The sequence below is a fragment of the Flavobacterium johnsoniae genome (assembly GCF_030388325.1).
Taxonomy (GTDB): Bacteria; Bacteroidota; Bacteroidia; order Flavobacteriales; family Flavobacteriaceae; genus Flavobacterium; species Flavobacterium johnsoniae_C.
On record NZ_CP103794.1, the window covers coordinates 4,711,040 to 4,727,600 of the forward strand.

Below are 16,561 nucleotides of genomic sequence, written 5' to 3' on the forward strand. Positions count from 1 at the left end.
GTGGCGGGGCTCGAACCCGCGACAACGTCGTTAACAGCGAAGTAACACTTATCTACGACACTTGTTTTTTATTCTTATTTTCAATGAACTAATTTCTTTTACAAATATTCAAAACATACTGCGCAATTATTTTGCGCAGTAGATTCTTTTTTACAATTCGATTCGGTTAATGTAATTCAAAGCACTGTTTTTATCTTCTAAAGCATTCAAAACATCAAATACTTTATCTGACCAACCGGCTATTAAATATACATCGTTTTTTTCGATGTTTATTGGTGACTGACCGTAACCAGCCAAATCAAACAAATACAATTTTGCATTTGGAGCGATCTTTTTGTATCGGCTCCAGGAGTTTGCAAAGGAGTCTTTTGTGTACGCATTATTCCACATTTGAACATCTGTAAACAACATTACCTTGTTTACAATTTCTTTTCGGCTGATTAAATCTTCCAAAACCAAATGACCGTTTGTAGCATAACCTACTTCACCTTCACGTTTGTAATATTCGTTAACGTTGGCTAATATGCTTCGTTTTGGCATATTGATTATTTTCCAACGATCACCAAACATACCGCTCATTACATTTTTACAACGGCTTTGCATTAACATACCCAACATCAAACCAATATCGTAAAGCAATACTTTACTTTTTGCTGAAATTGGCTGTTGCATCGAACCCGAAACGTCACACGCAATTACAATAGATGTATTCAAATCAAAACCTTTTATGTTTTGTGAACTTACCTTAACAGCATCTTCTAAAGCATCTAAAACCATAGAAGCGAATTTAAAATTCAAATCTTTCACTTCACGATACGCTGCTAAAAATCGGAATGGCAATTGTTTGGAGTTGGCGACAGCTTTTTCGTTAGAAAGGTAATCGCATACTTTTTGGATATGAAAACCAGAAACATTCGCTTCTAAGATATTTCGTAAGTTACGCAACAAAGCCATGTAACCTACTTTACCGCTATCGATCAATTCTTCCCATTTCTGGGTGAAAGCTTTTTGTTTTTCAAATTCGTTATAAAACTTTATTTGACCTAATTGCGACAACTCCGTTTCCCAAGTATATGGTGTTTGCAAAGTATTCGTTGCAACTTTATTAAAAATTGCTTGCTGTGCTTCGTCTTTTGCTTTTGGATGAACCAAAAACAAGGCGTCTTTTAATTTAACCACACCATCGCGGTTGTATTTTGCGAATTGATATTCGTCAAATTTATTAAACGAAACCGCCAAACCTTTTTGGATTTGCTTTGACAAACGATTTAATTTTTTAACGCCGTTTCGTTCGTTTGCCATTTGATAATAAGCCAATAATTCTGTTATCTCGTCTGCACGCTGAATTACGTGTGTTATCATTTTACTGATTAAAGAATCGCCTGAATATATTTTGGCTAATTCAACAACCAAAACCAATGGTACAGAACGCATATGCATTTCGTTACGTGCATAAACCGCCAACTTTGCCACAAATAACGGGTTACATTTTTTGATCAAGTTTTTGATTCGCTCTAAACGAGTTGTATCTTTTTCATAAAACGAAGCACTCAAACTTGTTGTTACAACTGCAGCATATAATTCGTATTCTGATGTTAAAGAAAAAGCTAGAGCATTTTCATGATTAACTATATTGTTTTTCTCTTTTGCTAAAAAATTGAATTTCATAATTTCTGGTTTTTAAAATTAGACAATGATTATTGTTTTATTTCTTGAGCAAAGATTTCAAAACCACTACGCAATTATTTTGCGCAGTAAAAAAAGAATTTTAAATTTGAGTAAATATTAATTTGAAAAAAGCGCGTAAGTCCAAGAGGGGCGGCATATTTATAGATATTTCTAAATTAGAAAAAATAGTCCCAGAGGGACGAAATCTTTATAACAACTTTTCAGTATCCTTTTCAAAAGCCCCAGCGGGGTGACATATGTATTGATGAAATATAAAAATTGAAGGTGTCGCTCCTCTGGAGCTTTTTAACCGTCGTTTACAAATTGGCTATAAATATTACGCTCCTCCAGAGCTTTTCATAGATAAAAACAAAAACACAAGATGAATTTAAAGGAAATCTATTCTGAATTACTTTCTAATATTGGCTTTTCAGCGAATGAAATTCAGCAAAATTGGAACGATCTAGAAAAGTCATATTCAGCGAAATCAAGACATTATCATAATCTCACACATTTAAAAGAAATGATTGTCAGTTTTGAAATATATCGTGATCAACTTCAAAAGCCAAACGAAATATTATTTTCAATTTTCTATCATGATTTTATTTATTCGGCTTCTAAAAAAGATAACGAACTCAAAAGTGCTGAATATGCTTTGGCGATTTTAACTAAAAATCACACCTTAAATAAGCAATTAGTTTTTGATATAATCTGTGCGACACAGCAACATCAACACAATTCAATCGAAGATATTAATTGGTTAATCGATTTTGATTTGAAAATCCTCGCTAAAGATTGGAACGATTATAAAATCTATTTTGAACAAATTAGAAAAGAATACCGCATTTATCCTGATTTTCTATACAAACCCGGGCGCGCAAAAGCGTTGAAGCATTTTCTGGAGAATGAGTTTATTTTTCAAACGGATGAGTTTAGGGGTTTGTATGAAGAAAAAGCTCGGGCTAATATTGAAAAAGAGATTTTGTTATTAACGTAAATGCGTGAGGGATTGAGGCGGTATCCTTTTGTGAAATGAAATGGAACAAAAGATTTAGCCGAAAGCCCGACCCGAAGGGACACGCCCAAAATATGCAACGACGAATTAATCTCGCAAAGACGCGAAGTCGCAAAGTATTTATTTAAAGTATTAATTAAACGCGCAGTTTGTCATTTCGACGTAAGGAGAAATCTTCGCGAGAAGCTCTACAAAGATTGGCTTCTCGATGCGGAGTTACTTGTGGAGATTTTTCCTTCGTCGAAATGACAAAAAATGAGAGAAATCATTCTAATCCTTATAATCTGTGGCTTAAAAAATAAAAACTTTGCGCCTTCGCGACTTTGCGAGCAAAACACACACCGCAATGTCACAAAACAAAAACGCCTTAATACGATACAAAACAATCGATAAATGCCTTCAGAATAAATACAGGCAATGGACTTTAGAAGATTTAATCGAAGAATGTTCTGAAGCTTTATTTGAATATGAAGGACGACAGAATCCAATTAGCAAGCGAACCATTCAGATGGATATTCAGTTGATGCGAAGTGAGAAATTGGGTTATAATGCCCCAATCGTGGTTTACGATAAAAAGTATTATAAATATGAAGACGAAGATTTCACGATAACCGATATTCCGCTGACGGAAACCGATATGAATGTTTTGACCGAAACGGTTTCTATGTTGAAGCAATTTAAAGATTTCTCATTATTTAATGATGTATCGGATATTTTGCAACGTTTGGAGGATAAAATCTACGCCGAAAAATCGCATACAAAACCAGTTATTTATCTGGATAAAAACGAAAACTTAAAAGGTTTGCATTATTTGGACGAAATATATCAAGCGATTATCAAAAAAATGGTTCTGATTATTACTTATAAATCTTTTAAGTCAAGAGAAGAAACGAAATTCCATTTTCATCCTTTTATATTAAAGGAATTCAACAATCGTTGGTTTTTGGTGGGAAAGAAAAAAGCTTCCCAACCGATTACCAATTTAGCTTTAGACAGAATCATTTCTATAGATTACGATTTTAATCTTCCCTATTTAGAAGAAGATTTTGATGCCGATGATTATTATAAAGATATAATTGGCGTTACGGTTAATTCGGGATTAAAAGCTAGAAGAATCGAATTATGGGTTGACGCTTCCAATGCCCCTTATGTACTCACAAAACCGTTGCATGAATCTCAGCGTTTAATTAAAGAAAACGAAGACAGAAGTGTCATTATACATATATATGTAATACCAAATTACGAAATGGAACGGCTTTTATTAGGTTTTGGAAGCTGTGTTGAAATTTTAAGGCCAGAAGGTTTGAGAAATCGTATGAAAAAGATACTTCAAGACGCTATTTCCCGCTATGAATCAGAACAAACAAATGAATTAAATTTATAATTTTTTATAGAATAGAGAATTTTATTCGTTTTAAAAACCAAAAAGAGATTTTTACTGCATTAAAAATGTTAAAATCTAAAAAAAGAATAGTATATTACACTTAAAATAAACAACCAAAACCCTCTAAATCAGGGATATTTTATAACTAACCAAAAAATTATTAAAAAATTATATGCATGCATAGTATTTTTTAATTATATTTGAAATCGATATAGTTACCTATGAAAGACAAAACGATAGATTATATTTTAAGAGCGACATGGCAGGCTGTTTCAAGAATGTATAACGAAGAAGCTGCTAAATACGACGCAACAATGGCGACAGGATTTGCTCTTTTAAGTATGGACAAGGAAGAAGGAACTCCATCAACAGCTTTAGGTCCAAGAATGGGCATGGAAGCCACCAGCTTAACAAGAACCTTAAAATCTATGGAAGAAAAAGGTTTAATTGTTCGCAAGAAAAACCCAAGCGACGGCAGAGGTGTTTTAATCTATCTGACCGATTTTGGAAAAGAAAAAAGGGATTTATCTAAAAATACAGTTCTGAAATTTAATGAAACCGTTAGAAAACATGTTTCTGAAGAAAAACTGAAACATTTTATTGAAGTCTCGGAAATCATTAATGAATTAATTCATGACAAAAACATATTTAATCAAACAGAAAACGCAGAAAACGAATAGCATTTCGTAAGACAAGAAATAATTCAAAACCCTGCAAAAAACAAACAAGTAACAAATTATGAAACGCACAATTAAAAAAGTTGCTGTAATTGGATCCGGAATTATGGGTTCAGGTATAGCTTGTCATTTTGCAAACATTGGTGTCGAAGTTTTACTTCTGGACATTGTACCGCGTGAACTGACCGAAGCTGAAGCTAAAAAAGGATTAACACTTGAAAGTAAAGCCGTTCGCAACCGTGTGGTAAACGAACATTTGGCGAATTCATTAAAATCAAAACCATCTCCTATTTACAGTCAGAAATTCGCAAACCGAATTACAACTGGAAATACAACAGATGATATGGCAAAAATTGCTAATGTTGACTGGATTATTGAGGTTGTAGTTGAACGTTTGGATATTAAGAAATTAGTTTTTGAACAAATCGAGAAATTCCGTAAACCGGGAACTTTGGTTACTTCAAACACTTCTGGTATTCCAATTCACTTTATGAGTGAAGGAAGAAGCGAAGATTTTCAACAACACTTCTGCGGAACTCACTTTTTTAACCCTGCGCGTTACTTAAAATTATTTGAAATTATTCCTGGTCCAAAAACTTCAACTGAAGTATTGGATTTCTTAAACGAATACGGATCTAAATTCTTAGGAAAAACTTCGGTTGTTGCTAAAGATACTCCAGCGTTTATTGGAAACAGAATTGGTATTTACGGAATCCAGAGTTTATTCCACTTGGTAAAAGAAATGGGATTAACAATTGAAGAAGTTGATAAATTGACTGGACCAGTAATTGGTCGTCCAAAATCGGCTACTTTCCGTACCGTTGATGTTGTTGGTTTAGATACTTTGGTACACGTTGCCAATGGTATTTACGAAAACTGCCCGAACGACGAACAACACGAATTGTTCAAACTTCCTGATTTCATCAACAAAATGATGGAAAATAATTGGTTAGGAAGCAAAACTGGACAAGGTTTTTATAAAAAAGTAGATAAAGATATTCTTTCTTTAGACTTAGATACATTAGAATACCGCGCTGCAAAAAAAGCAAATTTTGCAACTTTAGAATTAACTAAAACGATTGATAAACCAATCAATCGTTTTAAAGTTTTAGTAAAAGGAACAGACAAAGCAGGAGAATTCTACCGTAAGAGTTTCGCTGGAATGTTTGCTTACGTTTCAAACAGAGTTCCTGAAATCTCAGACGAATTATACAAAATTGACGATGCCATGAAAGCTGGTTTTGGATGGGAAAATGGTCCATTCGAAATCTGGGATGCAATTGGTGTTGCAAAAGGAATCGAAATCATGAAAGCAGAAGGTTTAGAGCCTGCTGCATGGGTTACTGAAATGTTGGCTTCTGGAAGCGAAAGTTTCTACTCTGTAAAAGAAGGAGCAACTTATTTCTATAACATTCCAACAAAATCACAAGTAAAAGTTCCTGGACAAGATTCATTTATTATTCTGAACAACATTCGCGAAAGCAAAAAAGTTTGGAGCAACAGTGGTGCAATCATTCAGGATTTAGGAGACGGAATTTTGAACTTAGAATTCCAATCTAAAATGAATACAATTGGTGGTGATGTACTTCAAGCTATCAATAAAGCAATCGACTTATCTGAAAAAGAATATCAAGGTTTAGTTATTGGAAACCAAGCAGCGAATTTCTCTGTTGGGGCTAATATCGGAATGATTTTCATGATGGCGGTTGAGCAAGAATACGACGAATTGAACATGGCAATTAAATTGTTCCAAGATACAATGATGCGTGTTCGTTATTCTTCAATTCCAGTTGTTGTAGCACCTCACGGAATGACTTTTGGCGGTGGATGCGAAATGAGCTTGCACGCTGATAAAGTCGTTGCGGCTGCAGAAACTTATATGGGATTAGTTGAATTTGGTGTTGGAGTTATTCCTGGCGGTGGAGGTTCTAAAGAAATGACTTTAAGAGCTTCAGATTTATTCCGCAAAAACGATGTGGAGTTAAACGTTCTTCAAGAGTATTTCTTGACAATCGCTATGGCTAAAGTTTCGACTTCTGGTTATGAAGCTTTTGATACTGGACTTTTACAGCACGGAAAAGACGTTATTGTCGTAAACAAAGATCGTCAGATTGCTGAAGCTAAAAAACATGCATTGTTAATAGCCGAAGCTGGCTATACACAGCCAATCAGAAGAAACGATATTAAAGTTCTAGGAAAACAAGCTTTAGGTATGTTCTTAGTTGGAACAGATCAAATGCAGGCTGGAAAATACATTTCTGAGCACGACAAGAAAATCGCAAACAAACTGGCTTACGTAATGGCTGGTGGTGATTTATCTGAAGCAACTTTAGTATCTGAACAATATTTATTAGATATCGAACGTGAAGCTTTCTTATCTCTTTGTACGGAGAGAAAAACTCTGGAGCGTATTCAATATATGTTAACTAAAGGAAAACCGCTTCGTAATTAGATAATAAGATGCAAGAAACAAGAAGCAAGACTTTAGAAATATCTTGCCTCTTGCCTCTTTCTTCTAATCAATCTTAAAAAACAAAAACAAATGAAAACAGCATATATAGTAAAAGCATATAGAACAGCAGTTGGAAAAGCTCCAAAAGGTGTTTTTAGATTTAAAAGGCCTGATGAATTAGCTGCAGAAACGATCCAGTTTATGATGGATGAGTTGCCTAATTTTGATAAAAAACGTATCGACGACGTTATGGTAGGAAATGCCATGCCAGAAGCAGAACAAGGTCTTAACGTTGGACGTTTGATCTCTTTAATGGGATTAAAAGTAGAAGACGTTCCTGGTGTAACTGTAAACCGTTATTGCGCATCTGGACTTGAAACTATCGGAATGGCGACTGCTAAAATCCAATCAGGAATGGCAGATTGTATAATCGCTGGTGGTGCAGAAAGTATGAGTTTTATTCCGATGGGTGGTTACAAACCAACTCCAGATTATAAAGTTGCTGCGGCAGGTCACGAAGATTACTACTGGGGAATGGGTTTAACTGCTGAAGCGGTGGCTAACCAATACAAAATCTCTAGAGAAGATCAGGATGAGTTTGCTTACAACTCTCACATGAAAGCGTTGAAAGCACAAGCAGAAGGAAAATTCGACAAACAAATCGTTCCAATTACTGTTGAGCAGACTTTCATTAATGAAAATGGTAAAAAAGAAACAAAATCATACGTTGTAAAACAAGACGAAGGACCAAGAGCTGGAACTTCTGTTGCTGCTTTAGCAGGTTTAAAACCTGTTTTTGCTGCTGATGGAAGTGTAACTGCTGGTAACTCTTCTCAAATGAGCGACGGTGCAGCATTCGTTTTAATCATGAGCGAAGAAATGGTTAAAGAATTAAACCTTGAGCCAATTGCAAGACTTGTAAACTTTGCTTCTTCTGGTGTTGAGCCAAGGATTATGGGTATCGGTCCTGTAAAAGCAATTCCGAAAGCATTGAAACAAGCGGGATTAACATTAAATGATATCGAGTTAATCGAATTAAACGAGGCTTTTGCTTCACAAGCTTTAGCAGTAACTCGCGAATTAAATATAAACCCGGAAATTGTAAACGTAAACGGTGGAGCGATCGCTTTAGGACACCCTCTGGGATGTACAGGCGCTAAGCTTTCTGTTCAGTTGTTCGACGAAATGAAACGCAGAGGTAATAAATACGGAATCGTTTCGATGTGTGTGGGGACTGGACAAGGTTCTGCGGGTATTTACGAGGTATTATAAGACTTTTTAGAGGAAAGAAGAAAGACTTTCTATTTGGGATGAAAAGTTTTTTTTAGATAGATTTTCAAAAAGTAATAAAAAACCTACTTTTTAATTTTTCTTCTTATCTTGCCTCAAAAACATGAAACACAATTTTAAGAATTTGAAAATTTGGATTTTAGCTATGGAAATTACAAATGACATCTATAAACTAACTTCTACTTTTCCAAAATCAGAAACGTATAGTTTGACAAGTCAAATGAATCGATGTTCTGTTTCAATGCCTTCTAATATTGCTGAAGGTTCAAACAGAGGAAATAAACACTTTCAGCATTATTTGAATATTAGTTTAGGTTCGTCATTTGAATTACAAACACAATTGTTGATAGCTTTTCAAAATGACTATCTATCCAAAACAAAAACAGAAGAAATAGAGAACAAAATAATTGAATTTCAAAGGATGACATCAGGTTTCATAAGTAAGTTGAATTAAATCTTGCTTCTTGCTTCTTTCATCTTTTACCTAAACAAAAAACAAAATGGCAGATACAATCGAAAAAAACGTGACTCGTGGTGGTCAGTTTTTAGTTAAAGAAACAAAATGCGAAGATATCTTCACACCAGAAGATTTCTCGGAAGAGCAGTTAATGATGCGTGACTCTGTAAAAGAGTTCGTAGACAAAGAATTATGGGCGCATAAAGATCGTTTTGAGAAAAAAGATTACGCTTATACAGAATCATCTATGCGTAAAGCTGGTGAACTAGGACTTCTGGGAGTTGCAGTTCCAGAAGAATATGGCGGATTAGGAATGGGATTTGTTTCTACAATGTTGGTTTGTGACTACATTTCTGGAGCAACAGGTTCGTTCTCAACTGCTTTTGGTGCTCACACTGGGATTGGAACAATGCCAATTACACTTTACGGTACTGAAGAACAAAAGAAAAAATACGTTCCAAAATTGGCTTCTGGAGAATGGTTTGGAGCTTATTGCTTAACTGAACCAGGCGCAGGATCTGATGCTAACTCAGGAAAAACTAAAGCTGTTTTATCTGAAGACGGAACTCATTATTTAATTACTGGTCAAAAAATGTGGATTTCGAATGCAGGTTTCTGCAGCGTTTTCATCGTTTTTGCTCGTATTGGAGATGATAAAAATATTACAGGTTTCATCGTAGAAAACGATCCTTCAAACGGAATTTCTATGAATGAAGAAGAACATAAATTAGGAATTCGTGCTTCTTCTACTCGTCAGGTTTTCTTCAACGAAACAAAAGTTCCAGTTGAAAACATGTTGTCTGAAAGAGGAAACGGTTTCAAAATTGCAATGAACGCTTTAAATGTTGGTCGTATTAAATTGGCTGCTGCTTGTCTTGATGCTCAAAGAAGAGTTACTTCTGGAGCGGTAAAATATGCTAACGAACGAATTCAGTTCAATACGTCCATTTCATCTTTTGGAGCTATCCGTTCTAAATTAGCTGAAATGGCAACTAATGCTTACGCTGGAGAAAGTGCTTCTTACCGTGCTGCAAAAGATATCGAAGACAGAATTGCAGCTCGTGAAGCAGAAGGAACTTCTCACCAAGAAGCTGAATTAAAAGGTGTTGAAGAATATGCTATTGAGTGTTCAATCTTAAAAGTAGCGGTTTCTGAGGACGTTCAAAATTGTTCTGATGAAGGTATTCAAGTTTTCGGTGGAATGGGATTCTCTGAAGATACTCCTATGGAAAGTGCTTGGAGAGATGCTCGTATCGCTAGAATCTACGAAGGAACAAACGAAATCAACAGAATGCTTTCTGTAGGTATGTTGATCAAAAAAGCAATGAAAGGTCACGTAGATTTACTTGGACCAGCAATGAAAGTTCAAGAAGAATTAATGGGAATTCCATCTTTTGATACTCCAGATTTCTCTGAATTATTTGCAGAAGAAAAAGGAATCATTGCAAACCTGAAAAAAGTTTTCTTAATGGTTGCTGGTAGTGCTGTTCAAAAATATGGTCCGGATTTAGATTCTCACCAACAATTATTGATGGCTGCTGCTGATATCTTAATCGAAATCTACATGGCTGAAAGTACTATTCTTAGAACTGAGAAATTAGCTAAGAGAGAAGGTGAAGATAAAGTAAAAGAGCAAATCGCTATGGCAAAATTATACTTGTACAAAGCGGTAGATATCGTAAACTTAAGAGGTAAAGAAGGAATCGCTTCTTTCTCTGAAGGTGACGAACAACGTATGATGTTAATGGGATTAAAACGTTTTACAAAATACACAAACCTGCCAAACGTAGTGGCACTAAGAGAAACAATTGCCTCTAAATTAGTTGCAGAAAATTCATACTGCTTCTAATATCAAGATAGTTTTTAGCTTTTAATTTGTTATAAACCCGCACAAGTCCGAAACTGTGCGGGTTTATTTTTTCAGATTTTAATATCGAAAGATTTTAACTACAGGACGCAAGTTTTTTGCATTAATTTGCAAAATATTCGTTAAAATTATTATTTTCATTCAGCTGGCATAACAAAATATCAAATTTATTGCAGTACTTTTAGCTTTCTAAAAAACTCTAAAAACCAGAAAAATGAAACAAACTACTCTAATTGCTTTATTTTTAATGTGCTTTGGCATCTCGAATACTTTTGCTCAAAAAAATAAAAAAATGGATATTATTGCCTACTACACAGGCGATTATAAACTGATTGATGAATACGAAGTTGGTAAATTAAATCAAATCATCTTTAGTTTTTGCCATTTAAAAGATGGAAAATTGACTGTTGATTCTCCAAAAGATTCAATCACTATAAAACATTTAGTTTCTTTAAAGGCTAAAAATCCACAATTAAAAATTATTGTTTCACTTGGTGGTTGGGGCGGCTGCGAACCTTGCTCCGCTGCTTTTTCAACTGCTGAAGGACGCTTGAAATTTGCAAAATCAGTAAAAGAATTAAGTGATTCTTATAAGGTTGACGGTTTAGATTTAGATTGGGAATATCCATCAATCGAAGGACTTCCAGGACATTTATATCAACCTGCTGACAAACCTAATTTTACTGAATTGGTTAAATTATTGCGTACTACCTTAGGCAAAAAATATGAATTGAGTTTTGCTGCAGGAGGTTTTCAAAAATGTTTAGATGAGTCTATCGATTGGAAAGCTGTTGCTCCATTTGTAAACCGCATTAACATTATGAGTTATGATTTAGTAAATGGATATTCAAAAGTTACTGGTCATCACACTCCATTATACAGCACAAATCCGAAAGAAGAATCTACAGATAGAGCTGTTGAATTTTTATTGAAAGCAGGAGTTCCTGCTGAAAAATTAGTAATTGGAGGTGCATTTTATACCAGACAATGGAAAAACGTAGAAAACATCAACAACGGATTGTATCAAGCTGGAGAACATTTTGAAGGTGTTGATTTTAAAAACTATGCTAAAACTTACACAGAAGCTAACGGATGGAAATATTTCTGGGATGATAAAGCTAAAGCGCCATATTGGTACAATGCAACAACAAAAACTTTTGCAACATCAGATGATTTAAAATCCATTAAGGCAAAAGCTGAATATGTAAAAACTAAAAAATTAGGCGGAATTATGTTTTGGGAACTTACTTTAGACAGTTTCCGTGACGGAATGGTAAATGAAATTTACAAAGTAAAAACAGAAAAATAATTTTTGTTTAACTCACAAAAAAAGGCAGTTGATTTTATAAACAACTGCCTTTTTCTGTCTTTAGATAATAGTAAATTTATTGAACTTTTGATTTGTCTAATTCACCAATAAATGGAATAGCCTCTAAAATTTCACTACGAATAATGGTCTGTAAATAAACTTCTAACTGAATAAATTTTGCCGCATTAATTGATCCAATTGCTTTTTTCGCTTTTGAATACGTTTTACAATATAGTTTTTCGTAAGCAATATGATTTTTCAAAGTTCCTTTTGCCAATTCATCTGCTTTTGCATCTGTCAGAGTTTCATAATTTGCAGCATAATCATTTATCAATTTAAATTTGGTCTGACCTAATGCTTTTCGTTGCGTTTCATAATCATCATATACTTTAGCAAAAGCAGAAGCTTGAACATCAGACAAATTCATGTATTGTTTCACTAGTTCACTTTTAGATTTTCCATAAACACTTTGCACAACTTCTAAATCTTCCGTAAAAGAAGATTGCGCATAAGATGAAAACGAGGCAATTGCCAAAATAAGAATAAGACTTAATTTTTTCATAATTAAAATTTGTTTTGGGTTGTTTTTAAAAATTTTATACTTCAAACAATATTGATTTTTAACACATTAAAACATATTTAATAGGATGAGATTTGGGTAAGTTCTTTATTTTTTTACCTTTTCTTCTGGAGCACGAATAATTCCATCGTAACTAATAGGCGCCCTGTTAACACTGTTTATTGATAATGTTGCCGATCCGTTATAAAATATTCTAAACATTAGATCGTAAGTATCGTTGTTACCTTTTACAGTTGCCTGAAAATTAATGTTTTTAGATTTTTTTCCGACCTTAATATTTTCTGGTTTGCCTTCAAATTTCATTCCGCCATCACCGTTGTATGCTACATTAAAGGCGCGTCCAAAAAATGGCAAATCACAAGAAGTTGTATCCGTATTAAATTTTAAGAAATACGAATAATCATTTAAAATAATTAATCTACCGCCTTGCGGTGTAACTTTTTGAGCTTCAAAAACAAAAGTCTTAGCATCAATCAATTCTTCAATTTCCTTTTGTTTTTCTTGAGCTTTTTCTGCCTTAATTTCTTTCTTGGTTTTTTGCTGTGCAAAAACTGGAAAACTTAACAGACATATTAGCAATAAAATAGGTAGTCTAACTGACATAAAATATAAATTAAAGTAGAATTATTTTTCTTTTTTGGTAAATCGCATCATGGCAATATCGCCAGAAATAAAATTTAAAGTTTTTCCATCATCAGTAACATCAAATGATGTTATCTTTTGAAGTGTATTCATATAGACTTGTTCGCCTTGATTATCCAAACACATCATTTTAGTGACCGCCATAGGCTGAGTAAAATCAATTTTGTTGTCTGTTATAATCAATTTTCCTGTATAAGAATTACAGCTATTATTTCCTGAAACTCTATACTCTTTTGTGTCAAAATTTATAGTTGGTTTTTTATTTGGATATAAACCATCAAATGTAATTCGCGGTCCAGTAATATAGTTCAGTTCCCAAGTGCCATCAAGTTGTGAAGCGGCATTATTAATTTTGCTTTTAGAAGCACTACACGAAAGTAATATTAAACTAAAAAAAACGAGAGTAAGAATCTTTTTCATATAACTTTAAATATTAAATATGAACGAATTAGAGAAGTTTGGCTCCTAAAAAAATGCTTTGAAACCATAACGAATTTAAGCAATATTTTTCGGTTTTGTGCTCAATCGATATTAAATTATAACGTATAGTTTGACTTTTTTTTAACTTTTAGAGTTAAAGTATTCCGTTATTTTATGTTAAATTTACTTAATCTTTAATTAAAAATGCCCGTATATATGAAAAAACTAATCGTTTCTTTCGCTATAATTACAGCTTTAATCGTTGGCTGTAAGACAAATAACAAATCAAATGACGCAAAAACTTTGACAGTTGCTTTAGAACCAAAAAGCAATAGTAAAGTTGGCGGAACAGCTGTTTTTACTGAAAAAAATGGTAAAGTTACCGTTGTTGCAAAAATGACAGGTCTAGAACCAGGAGTTCACGCTATCCATATTCATGAAAAGGCAGATTGTAGTTCTGCCGATGGAAGTTCTGCCGGCGGACACTGGAATCCAACTTTCAAAAAACATGGAAAATGGGGCGTTGGAGAATATCATAAAGGAGATATCGGAAACTTTACTGCTGATGCAAAAGGTAACGGCTCTATAACGCTAACTACAGACGAATGGTGTATTGGATGTGGAGACAGTAACAAAGACATTCTAGGAAAAGGTCTAATTGTTCACGCAGGAACAGATGATTTCACCACTCAACCAACTGGAAATGCGGGAGGAAGAGTAGCTTGCGCAGGAATTATCAAATAAGAAAAATCATAATAACCGCTATATTTTCACAAAAAATAGCGGTTATTTCATTTAAAATTAATTCTAAAACAAGAAAAAGACATAGCTTTGCATCAGCAAAATTAAGTCAATGATTAACCCATCAGCACCAGGCTGGATCGATAAGTTTTTTAGTGAACAGAAGTTTTCAGAAGCAATTCCTTTTGAAACAGTAGATTCATTTTACTATAAAGTAAGAGAAACGGGGTTTATATATGGCCATATTATTGCTATAGATTCACAAATCCCGATTCCGATTAAAGGATGGTTTAAAACCGAAATTTCTAAAACAGCGTTACTTAACACGCTTTATCATGTTTTTTGTTTAGAAAAAAGAAATTCGGAACCTAAAAATTTTATTTCAGAAGTTTTAAAGTTTTACAAACAGATGAATCCAGAGGGGTTTAATTTGTTTAAAATCTTATTGCCTAAAGACACTCCTTCTCTATCTCTAGAAAATATAATTGATCAAAGAGTTCAGACAAACGATAGCATTATCAGTAAAAACTTTTCGCATTTGGTAACCAATGCTTTATTATTTATTGATGTTTTGGCTTTTAGACAATATTTAGAACACGGTCAAATTCCAGAAAAATATCTAAAACGTATTGAAGAAACCGTTCTTGGAATTGTAGGTTTGGCTTTGAAAACCAAAACTGTAAAATCACAGCATGATGATTTATTAATTAAACTTTTTGAAGCATCAATACGGTATTCAAAATTCTCAAAAGTAACTGTAGAAACTTTAGAAACTTTGAATCTTGATTATTTTAAAAATAAATTAGAACAATATTACCTGATCGACATGGCTGGAATGGCTTTATGGAGCGATGGTGTTGTTGAAAATGAAGAATCTTATTTCTTATACGCTTTAGGCTCTACAATGGGCGTTTCTGACGATTTTGTAACACAGAGTATGGATACAACCAATACTTTTATTACAACGCATAGAAAGAAAATTCCATATTTTAATTATTCAAATCCTGTTAAACATTTCTACGATCAAATGACGCATAGCGTTATAAAACTGATTGTCAGAAATAAAAACAGATTGGTTAGAGAAATTATGCAAAGTAAGGAACTTGTTGTACTGCTTGCCTATTCTACAACAAGAGATTTGGATGCAAAAGAGAAGAAAAAAGTAAAAAAGCAGCTTTTAGACATTTGCAAAACCATTCCGTCTCTGACTATATTTTTGCTTCCTGGAGGGAGCTTGCTATTGCCTATATTAATTAAGTTTATACCAACAATGTTGCCATCGGCATTTAATGAGAATTTAGACGAAAACGAATAAAAAAATCGCCTTTTTGAGGCGATTTCTTTTTTATATCGATTAAAGATCTAATTGATAAACTGAATCCAGTTCTTCGTTTGAACTAATGGTTACATTCAAATCAGTTACAAAACCTGAATTTAAACCGTAAACCCAGCCGTGAACCATTAAATCTTGTCCATTTTTCCAAGCATTTTGAACAATTGATGTTTTTGCTAAGTTGTAAACCTGCTCTTTTGCATTGATTTCAACAAAAGCATTAAAACGCTCTTCTTCGTTTTCAATTGAATTCAAATATTTATCATGTAAACGATATTCATCTTTAATATGACGAAGCCAGTTGTCGATAATTCCAACAGATTGGTGTCCCATTGCTGCTTTTACACCACCGCATCCGTAATGTCCGCAAACGATAATATGTTTAATTTTCAAAACATTTACAGCATAATCCAGAACACTTAACATATTCATATCAGAGTGAACAACCATGTTAGCAATGTTTCTGTGTACAAAAACTTCACCAGGTTTTGCGCCTACAATTTCGTTTGCAGGAACACGGCTATCAGAACATCCAATCCATAATAATGGCGGTTGTTGTCCTTTTGCCAAATCAGCAAAATAATTCGGATCTTTTGCTAATGAAGTTTCAACCCACTTTTTATTGTTTTCTAGCAACTGCTCATAAAATTTTCTCATTTTTTTTATTTTTTGTGTGGTAATTTCTAAGTTATAATAGTCTCAAAAAATGAACTTGATGTAAAGTTA

Annotated in this window: 15 protein-coding genes; 10 read left to right on the forward strand and 5 right to left on the reverse strand. The window is 33.7% G+C overall.

The features are described from left to right. Nucleotides 1–150 precede the first annotated feature (150 nt). Nucleotides 151–1,668 (reverse strand): TROVE domain-containing protein, encoded by a 1,518-nt coding sequence (locus tag NYQ10_RS19945; RefSeq protein ID WP_289877985.1) that lies wholly within the window; start codon nucleotides 1,666–1,668, stop codon nucleotides 151–153. Nucleotides 1,669–2,050: 382 nt separating this feature from the next. On the opposite strand from NYQ10_RS19945, the gene NYQ10_RS19950 reads away from it, so the two are divergent. The 8 genes from NYQ10_RS19950 to NYQ10_RS19985 all read left to right on the forward strand — a co-directional run bounded on the left by NYQ10_RS19950 (nucleotide 2,051) and on the right by NYQ10_RS19985 (nucleotide 12,119). After that, nucleotides 2,051–2,665 carry an HD domain-containing protein gene (locus NYQ10_RS19950; RefSeq protein ID WP_289877986.1) on the forward strand — a complete coding sequence of 205 codons (615 nt, stop codon included), beginning with the start codon at nucleotides 2,051–2,053 and terminating at the stop codon, nucleotides 2,663–2,665. A 364-nt stretch (nucleotides 2,666–3,029) separates the two neighbouring features. Continuing rightward, nucleotides 3,030–4,067, forward strand: coding sequence for a helix-turn-helix transcriptional regulator (locus tag NYQ10_RS19955; RefSeq protein WP_289877987.1), 1,038 nt, complete (start codon nucleotides 3,030–3,032; stop codon nucleotides 4,065–4,067). A gap of 221 nt (nucleotides 4,068–4,288) precedes the next feature. Then, nucleotides 4,289–4,747 carry a MarR family winged helix-turn-helix transcriptional regulator gene (locus NYQ10_RS19960; protein WP_289877988.1) on the forward strand — a complete coding sequence of 153 codons (459 nt, stop codon included), beginning with the start codon at nucleotides 4,289–4,291 and terminating at the stop codon, nucleotides 4,745–4,747. Nucleotides 4,748–4,805: 58 nt separating this feature from the next. Then, nucleotides 4,806–7,196, forward strand: coding sequence for a 3-hydroxyacyl-CoA dehydrogenase/enoyl-CoA hydratase family protein (locus tag NYQ10_RS19965; RefSeq protein WP_289877989.1), 2,391 nt, complete (start codon nucleotides 4,806–4,808; stop codon nucleotides 7,194–7,196). A 90-nt stretch (nucleotides 7,197–7,286) separates the two neighbouring features. After that, nucleotides 7,287–8,468, forward strand: coding sequence for a thiolase family protein (locus NYQ10_RS19970; protein ID WP_289877990.1), 1,182 nt, complete (start codon nucleotides 7,287–7,289; stop codon nucleotides 8,466–8,468). A gap of 121 nt (nucleotides 8,469–8,589) precedes the next feature. Then, nucleotides 8,590–8,940 carry a four helix bundle protein gene (locus NYQ10_RS19975; protein WP_289877991.1) on the forward strand — a complete coding sequence of 117 codons (351 nt, stop codon included), beginning with the start codon at nucleotides 8,590–8,592 and terminating at the stop codon, nucleotides 8,938–8,940. Nucleotides 8,941–8,986: 46 nt separating this feature from the next. Beyond that, a complete protein-coding gene (locus NYQ10_RS19980) occupies nucleotides 8,987–10,792 on the forward strand; it encodes an acyl-CoA dehydrogenase family protein (protein WP_289877992.1) in 1,806 nt (601 codons plus the stop codon). Nucleotides 10,793–11,024: 232 nt separating this feature from the next. Beyond that, nucleotides 11,025–12,119: a glycoside hydrolase family 18 protein gene (locus NYQ10_RS19985; RefSeq protein ID WP_289877993.1), complete on the forward strand. Its 1,095-nt coding sequence runs from the start codon at nucleotides 11,025–11,027 to the stop codon at nucleotides 12,117–12,119. A 76-nt stretch (nucleotides 12,120–12,195) separates the two neighbouring features. Here the strand turns inward: NYQ10_RS19985 and NYQ10_RS19990 are convergent, their stop codons facing one another. The 3 genes from NYQ10_RS19990 to NYQ10_RS20000 form a co-directional block, all read right to left on the reverse strand. Continuing rightward, on the reverse strand, nucleotides 12,196–12,681 hold the full coding sequence (locus tag NYQ10_RS19990; RefSeq protein ID WP_289877994.1) for a hypothetical protein: 486 nt from the start codon (nucleotides 12,679–12,681) through the stop codon (nucleotides 12,196–12,198). A 105-nt stretch (nucleotides 12,682–12,786) separates the two neighbouring features. Then, on the reverse strand, nucleotides 12,787–13,302 hold the full coding sequence (locus tag NYQ10_RS19995) for a DUF4251 domain-containing protein (protein ID WP_289877996.1): 516 nt from the start codon (nucleotides 13,300–13,302) through the stop codon (nucleotides 12,787–12,789). A gap of 21 nt (nucleotides 13,303–13,323) precedes the next feature. Beyond that, nucleotides 13,324–13,761, reverse strand: a complete 438-nt coding sequence (locus tag NYQ10_RS20000) for an META domain-containing protein (RefSeq protein ID WP_289877997.1) — start codon at nucleotides 13,759–13,761, stop codon at nucleotides 13,324–13,326. A 216-nt stretch (nucleotides 13,762–13,977) separates the two neighbouring features. On the opposite strand from NYQ10_RS20000, the gene NYQ10_RS20005 reads away from it, so the two are divergent. Both NYQ10_RS20005 and NYQ10_RS20010 read left to right on the forward strand, forming a co-directional pair. Then, on the forward strand, nucleotides 13,978–14,505 hold the full coding sequence (locus NYQ10_RS20005; RefSeq protein ID WP_184160782.1) for a superoxide dismutase family protein: 528 nt from the start codon (nucleotides 13,978–13,980) through the stop codon (nucleotides 14,503–14,505). A gap of 109 nt (nucleotides 14,506–14,614) precedes the next feature. Beyond that, nucleotides 14,615–15,817: an LETM1-related biofilm-associated protein gene (locus tag NYQ10_RS20010; protein WP_289877998.1), complete on the forward strand. Its 1,203-nt coding sequence runs from the start codon at nucleotides 14,615–14,617 to the stop codon at nucleotides 15,815–15,817. A gap of 39 nt (nucleotides 15,818–15,856) precedes the next feature. Here NYQ10_RS20010 and can read toward each other — a convergent pair whose 3' ends face one another. After that, the gene (can, locus tag NYQ10_RS20015) at nucleotides 15,857–16,492 is read right to left on the reverse strand and encodes a carbonate dehydratase (protein WP_109194404.1); all 636 of its coding nucleotides are present in this window, start codon (nucleotides 16,490–16,492) and stop codon (nucleotides 15,857–15,859) included. Between the last annotated feature and the right edge of the window lie 69 nt (nucleotides 16,493–16,561).

Coding starts and splice junctions, on each gene's coding strand:
- NYQ10_RS19945 (WP_289877985.1), bottom strand. CDS start 1,668: ATGAAATTCAATTTTTTAGCAAAAGAGAAAAACAATATAGTTAATCAT.
- NYQ10_RS19950 (WP_289877986.1), top strand. CDS start 2,051: ATGAATTTAAAGGAAATCTATTCTGAATTACTTTCTAATATTGGCTTT.
- NYQ10_RS19955 (WP_289877987.1), top strand. CDS start 3,030: ATGTCACAAAACAAAAACGCCTTAATACGATACAAAACAATCGATAAA.
- NYQ10_RS19960 (WP_289877988.1), top strand. CDS start 4,289: ATGAAAGACAAAACGATAGATTATATTTTAAGAGCGACATGGCAGGCT.
- NYQ10_RS19965 (WP_289877989.1), top strand. CDS start 4,806: ATGAAACGCACAATTAAAAAAGTTGCTGTAATTGGATCCGGAATTATG.
- NYQ10_RS19970 (WP_289877990.1), top strand. CDS start 7,287: ATGAAAACAGCATATATAGTAAAAGCATATAGAACAGCAGTTGGAAAA.
- NYQ10_RS19975 (WP_289877991.1), top strand. CDS start 8,590: ATGAAACACAATTTTAAGAATTTGAAAATTTGGATTTTAGCTATGGAA.
- NYQ10_RS19980 (WP_289877992.1), top strand. CDS start 8,987: ATGGCAGATACAATCGAAAAAAACGTGACTCGTGGTGGTCAGTTTTTA.
- NYQ10_RS19985 (WP_289877993.1), top strand. CDS start 11,025: ATGAAACAAACTACTCTAATTGCTTTATTTTTAATGTGCTTTGGCATC.
- NYQ10_RS19990 (WP_289877994.1), bottom strand. CDS start 12,681: ATGAAAAAATTAAGTCTTATTCTTATTTTGGCAATTGCCTCGTTTTCA.
- NYQ10_RS19995 (WP_289877996.1), bottom strand. CDS start 13,302: ATGTCAGTTAGACTACCTATTTTATTGCTAATATGTCTGTTAAGTTTT.
- NYQ10_RS20000 (WP_289877997.1), bottom strand. CDS start 13,761: ATGAAAAAGATTCTTACTCTCGTTTTTTTTAGTTTAATATTACTTTCG.
- NYQ10_RS20005 (WP_184160782.1), top strand. CDS start 13,978: ATGAAAAAACTAATCGTTTCTTTCGCTATAATTACAGCTTTAATCGTT.
- NYQ10_RS20010 (WP_289877998.1), top strand. CDS start 14,615: ATGATTAACCCATCAGCACCAGGCTGGATCGATAAGTTTTTTAGTGAA.
- can (WP_109194404.1), bottom strand. CDS start 16,492: ATGAGAAAATTTTATGAGCAGTTGCTAGAAAACAATAAAAAGTGGGTT.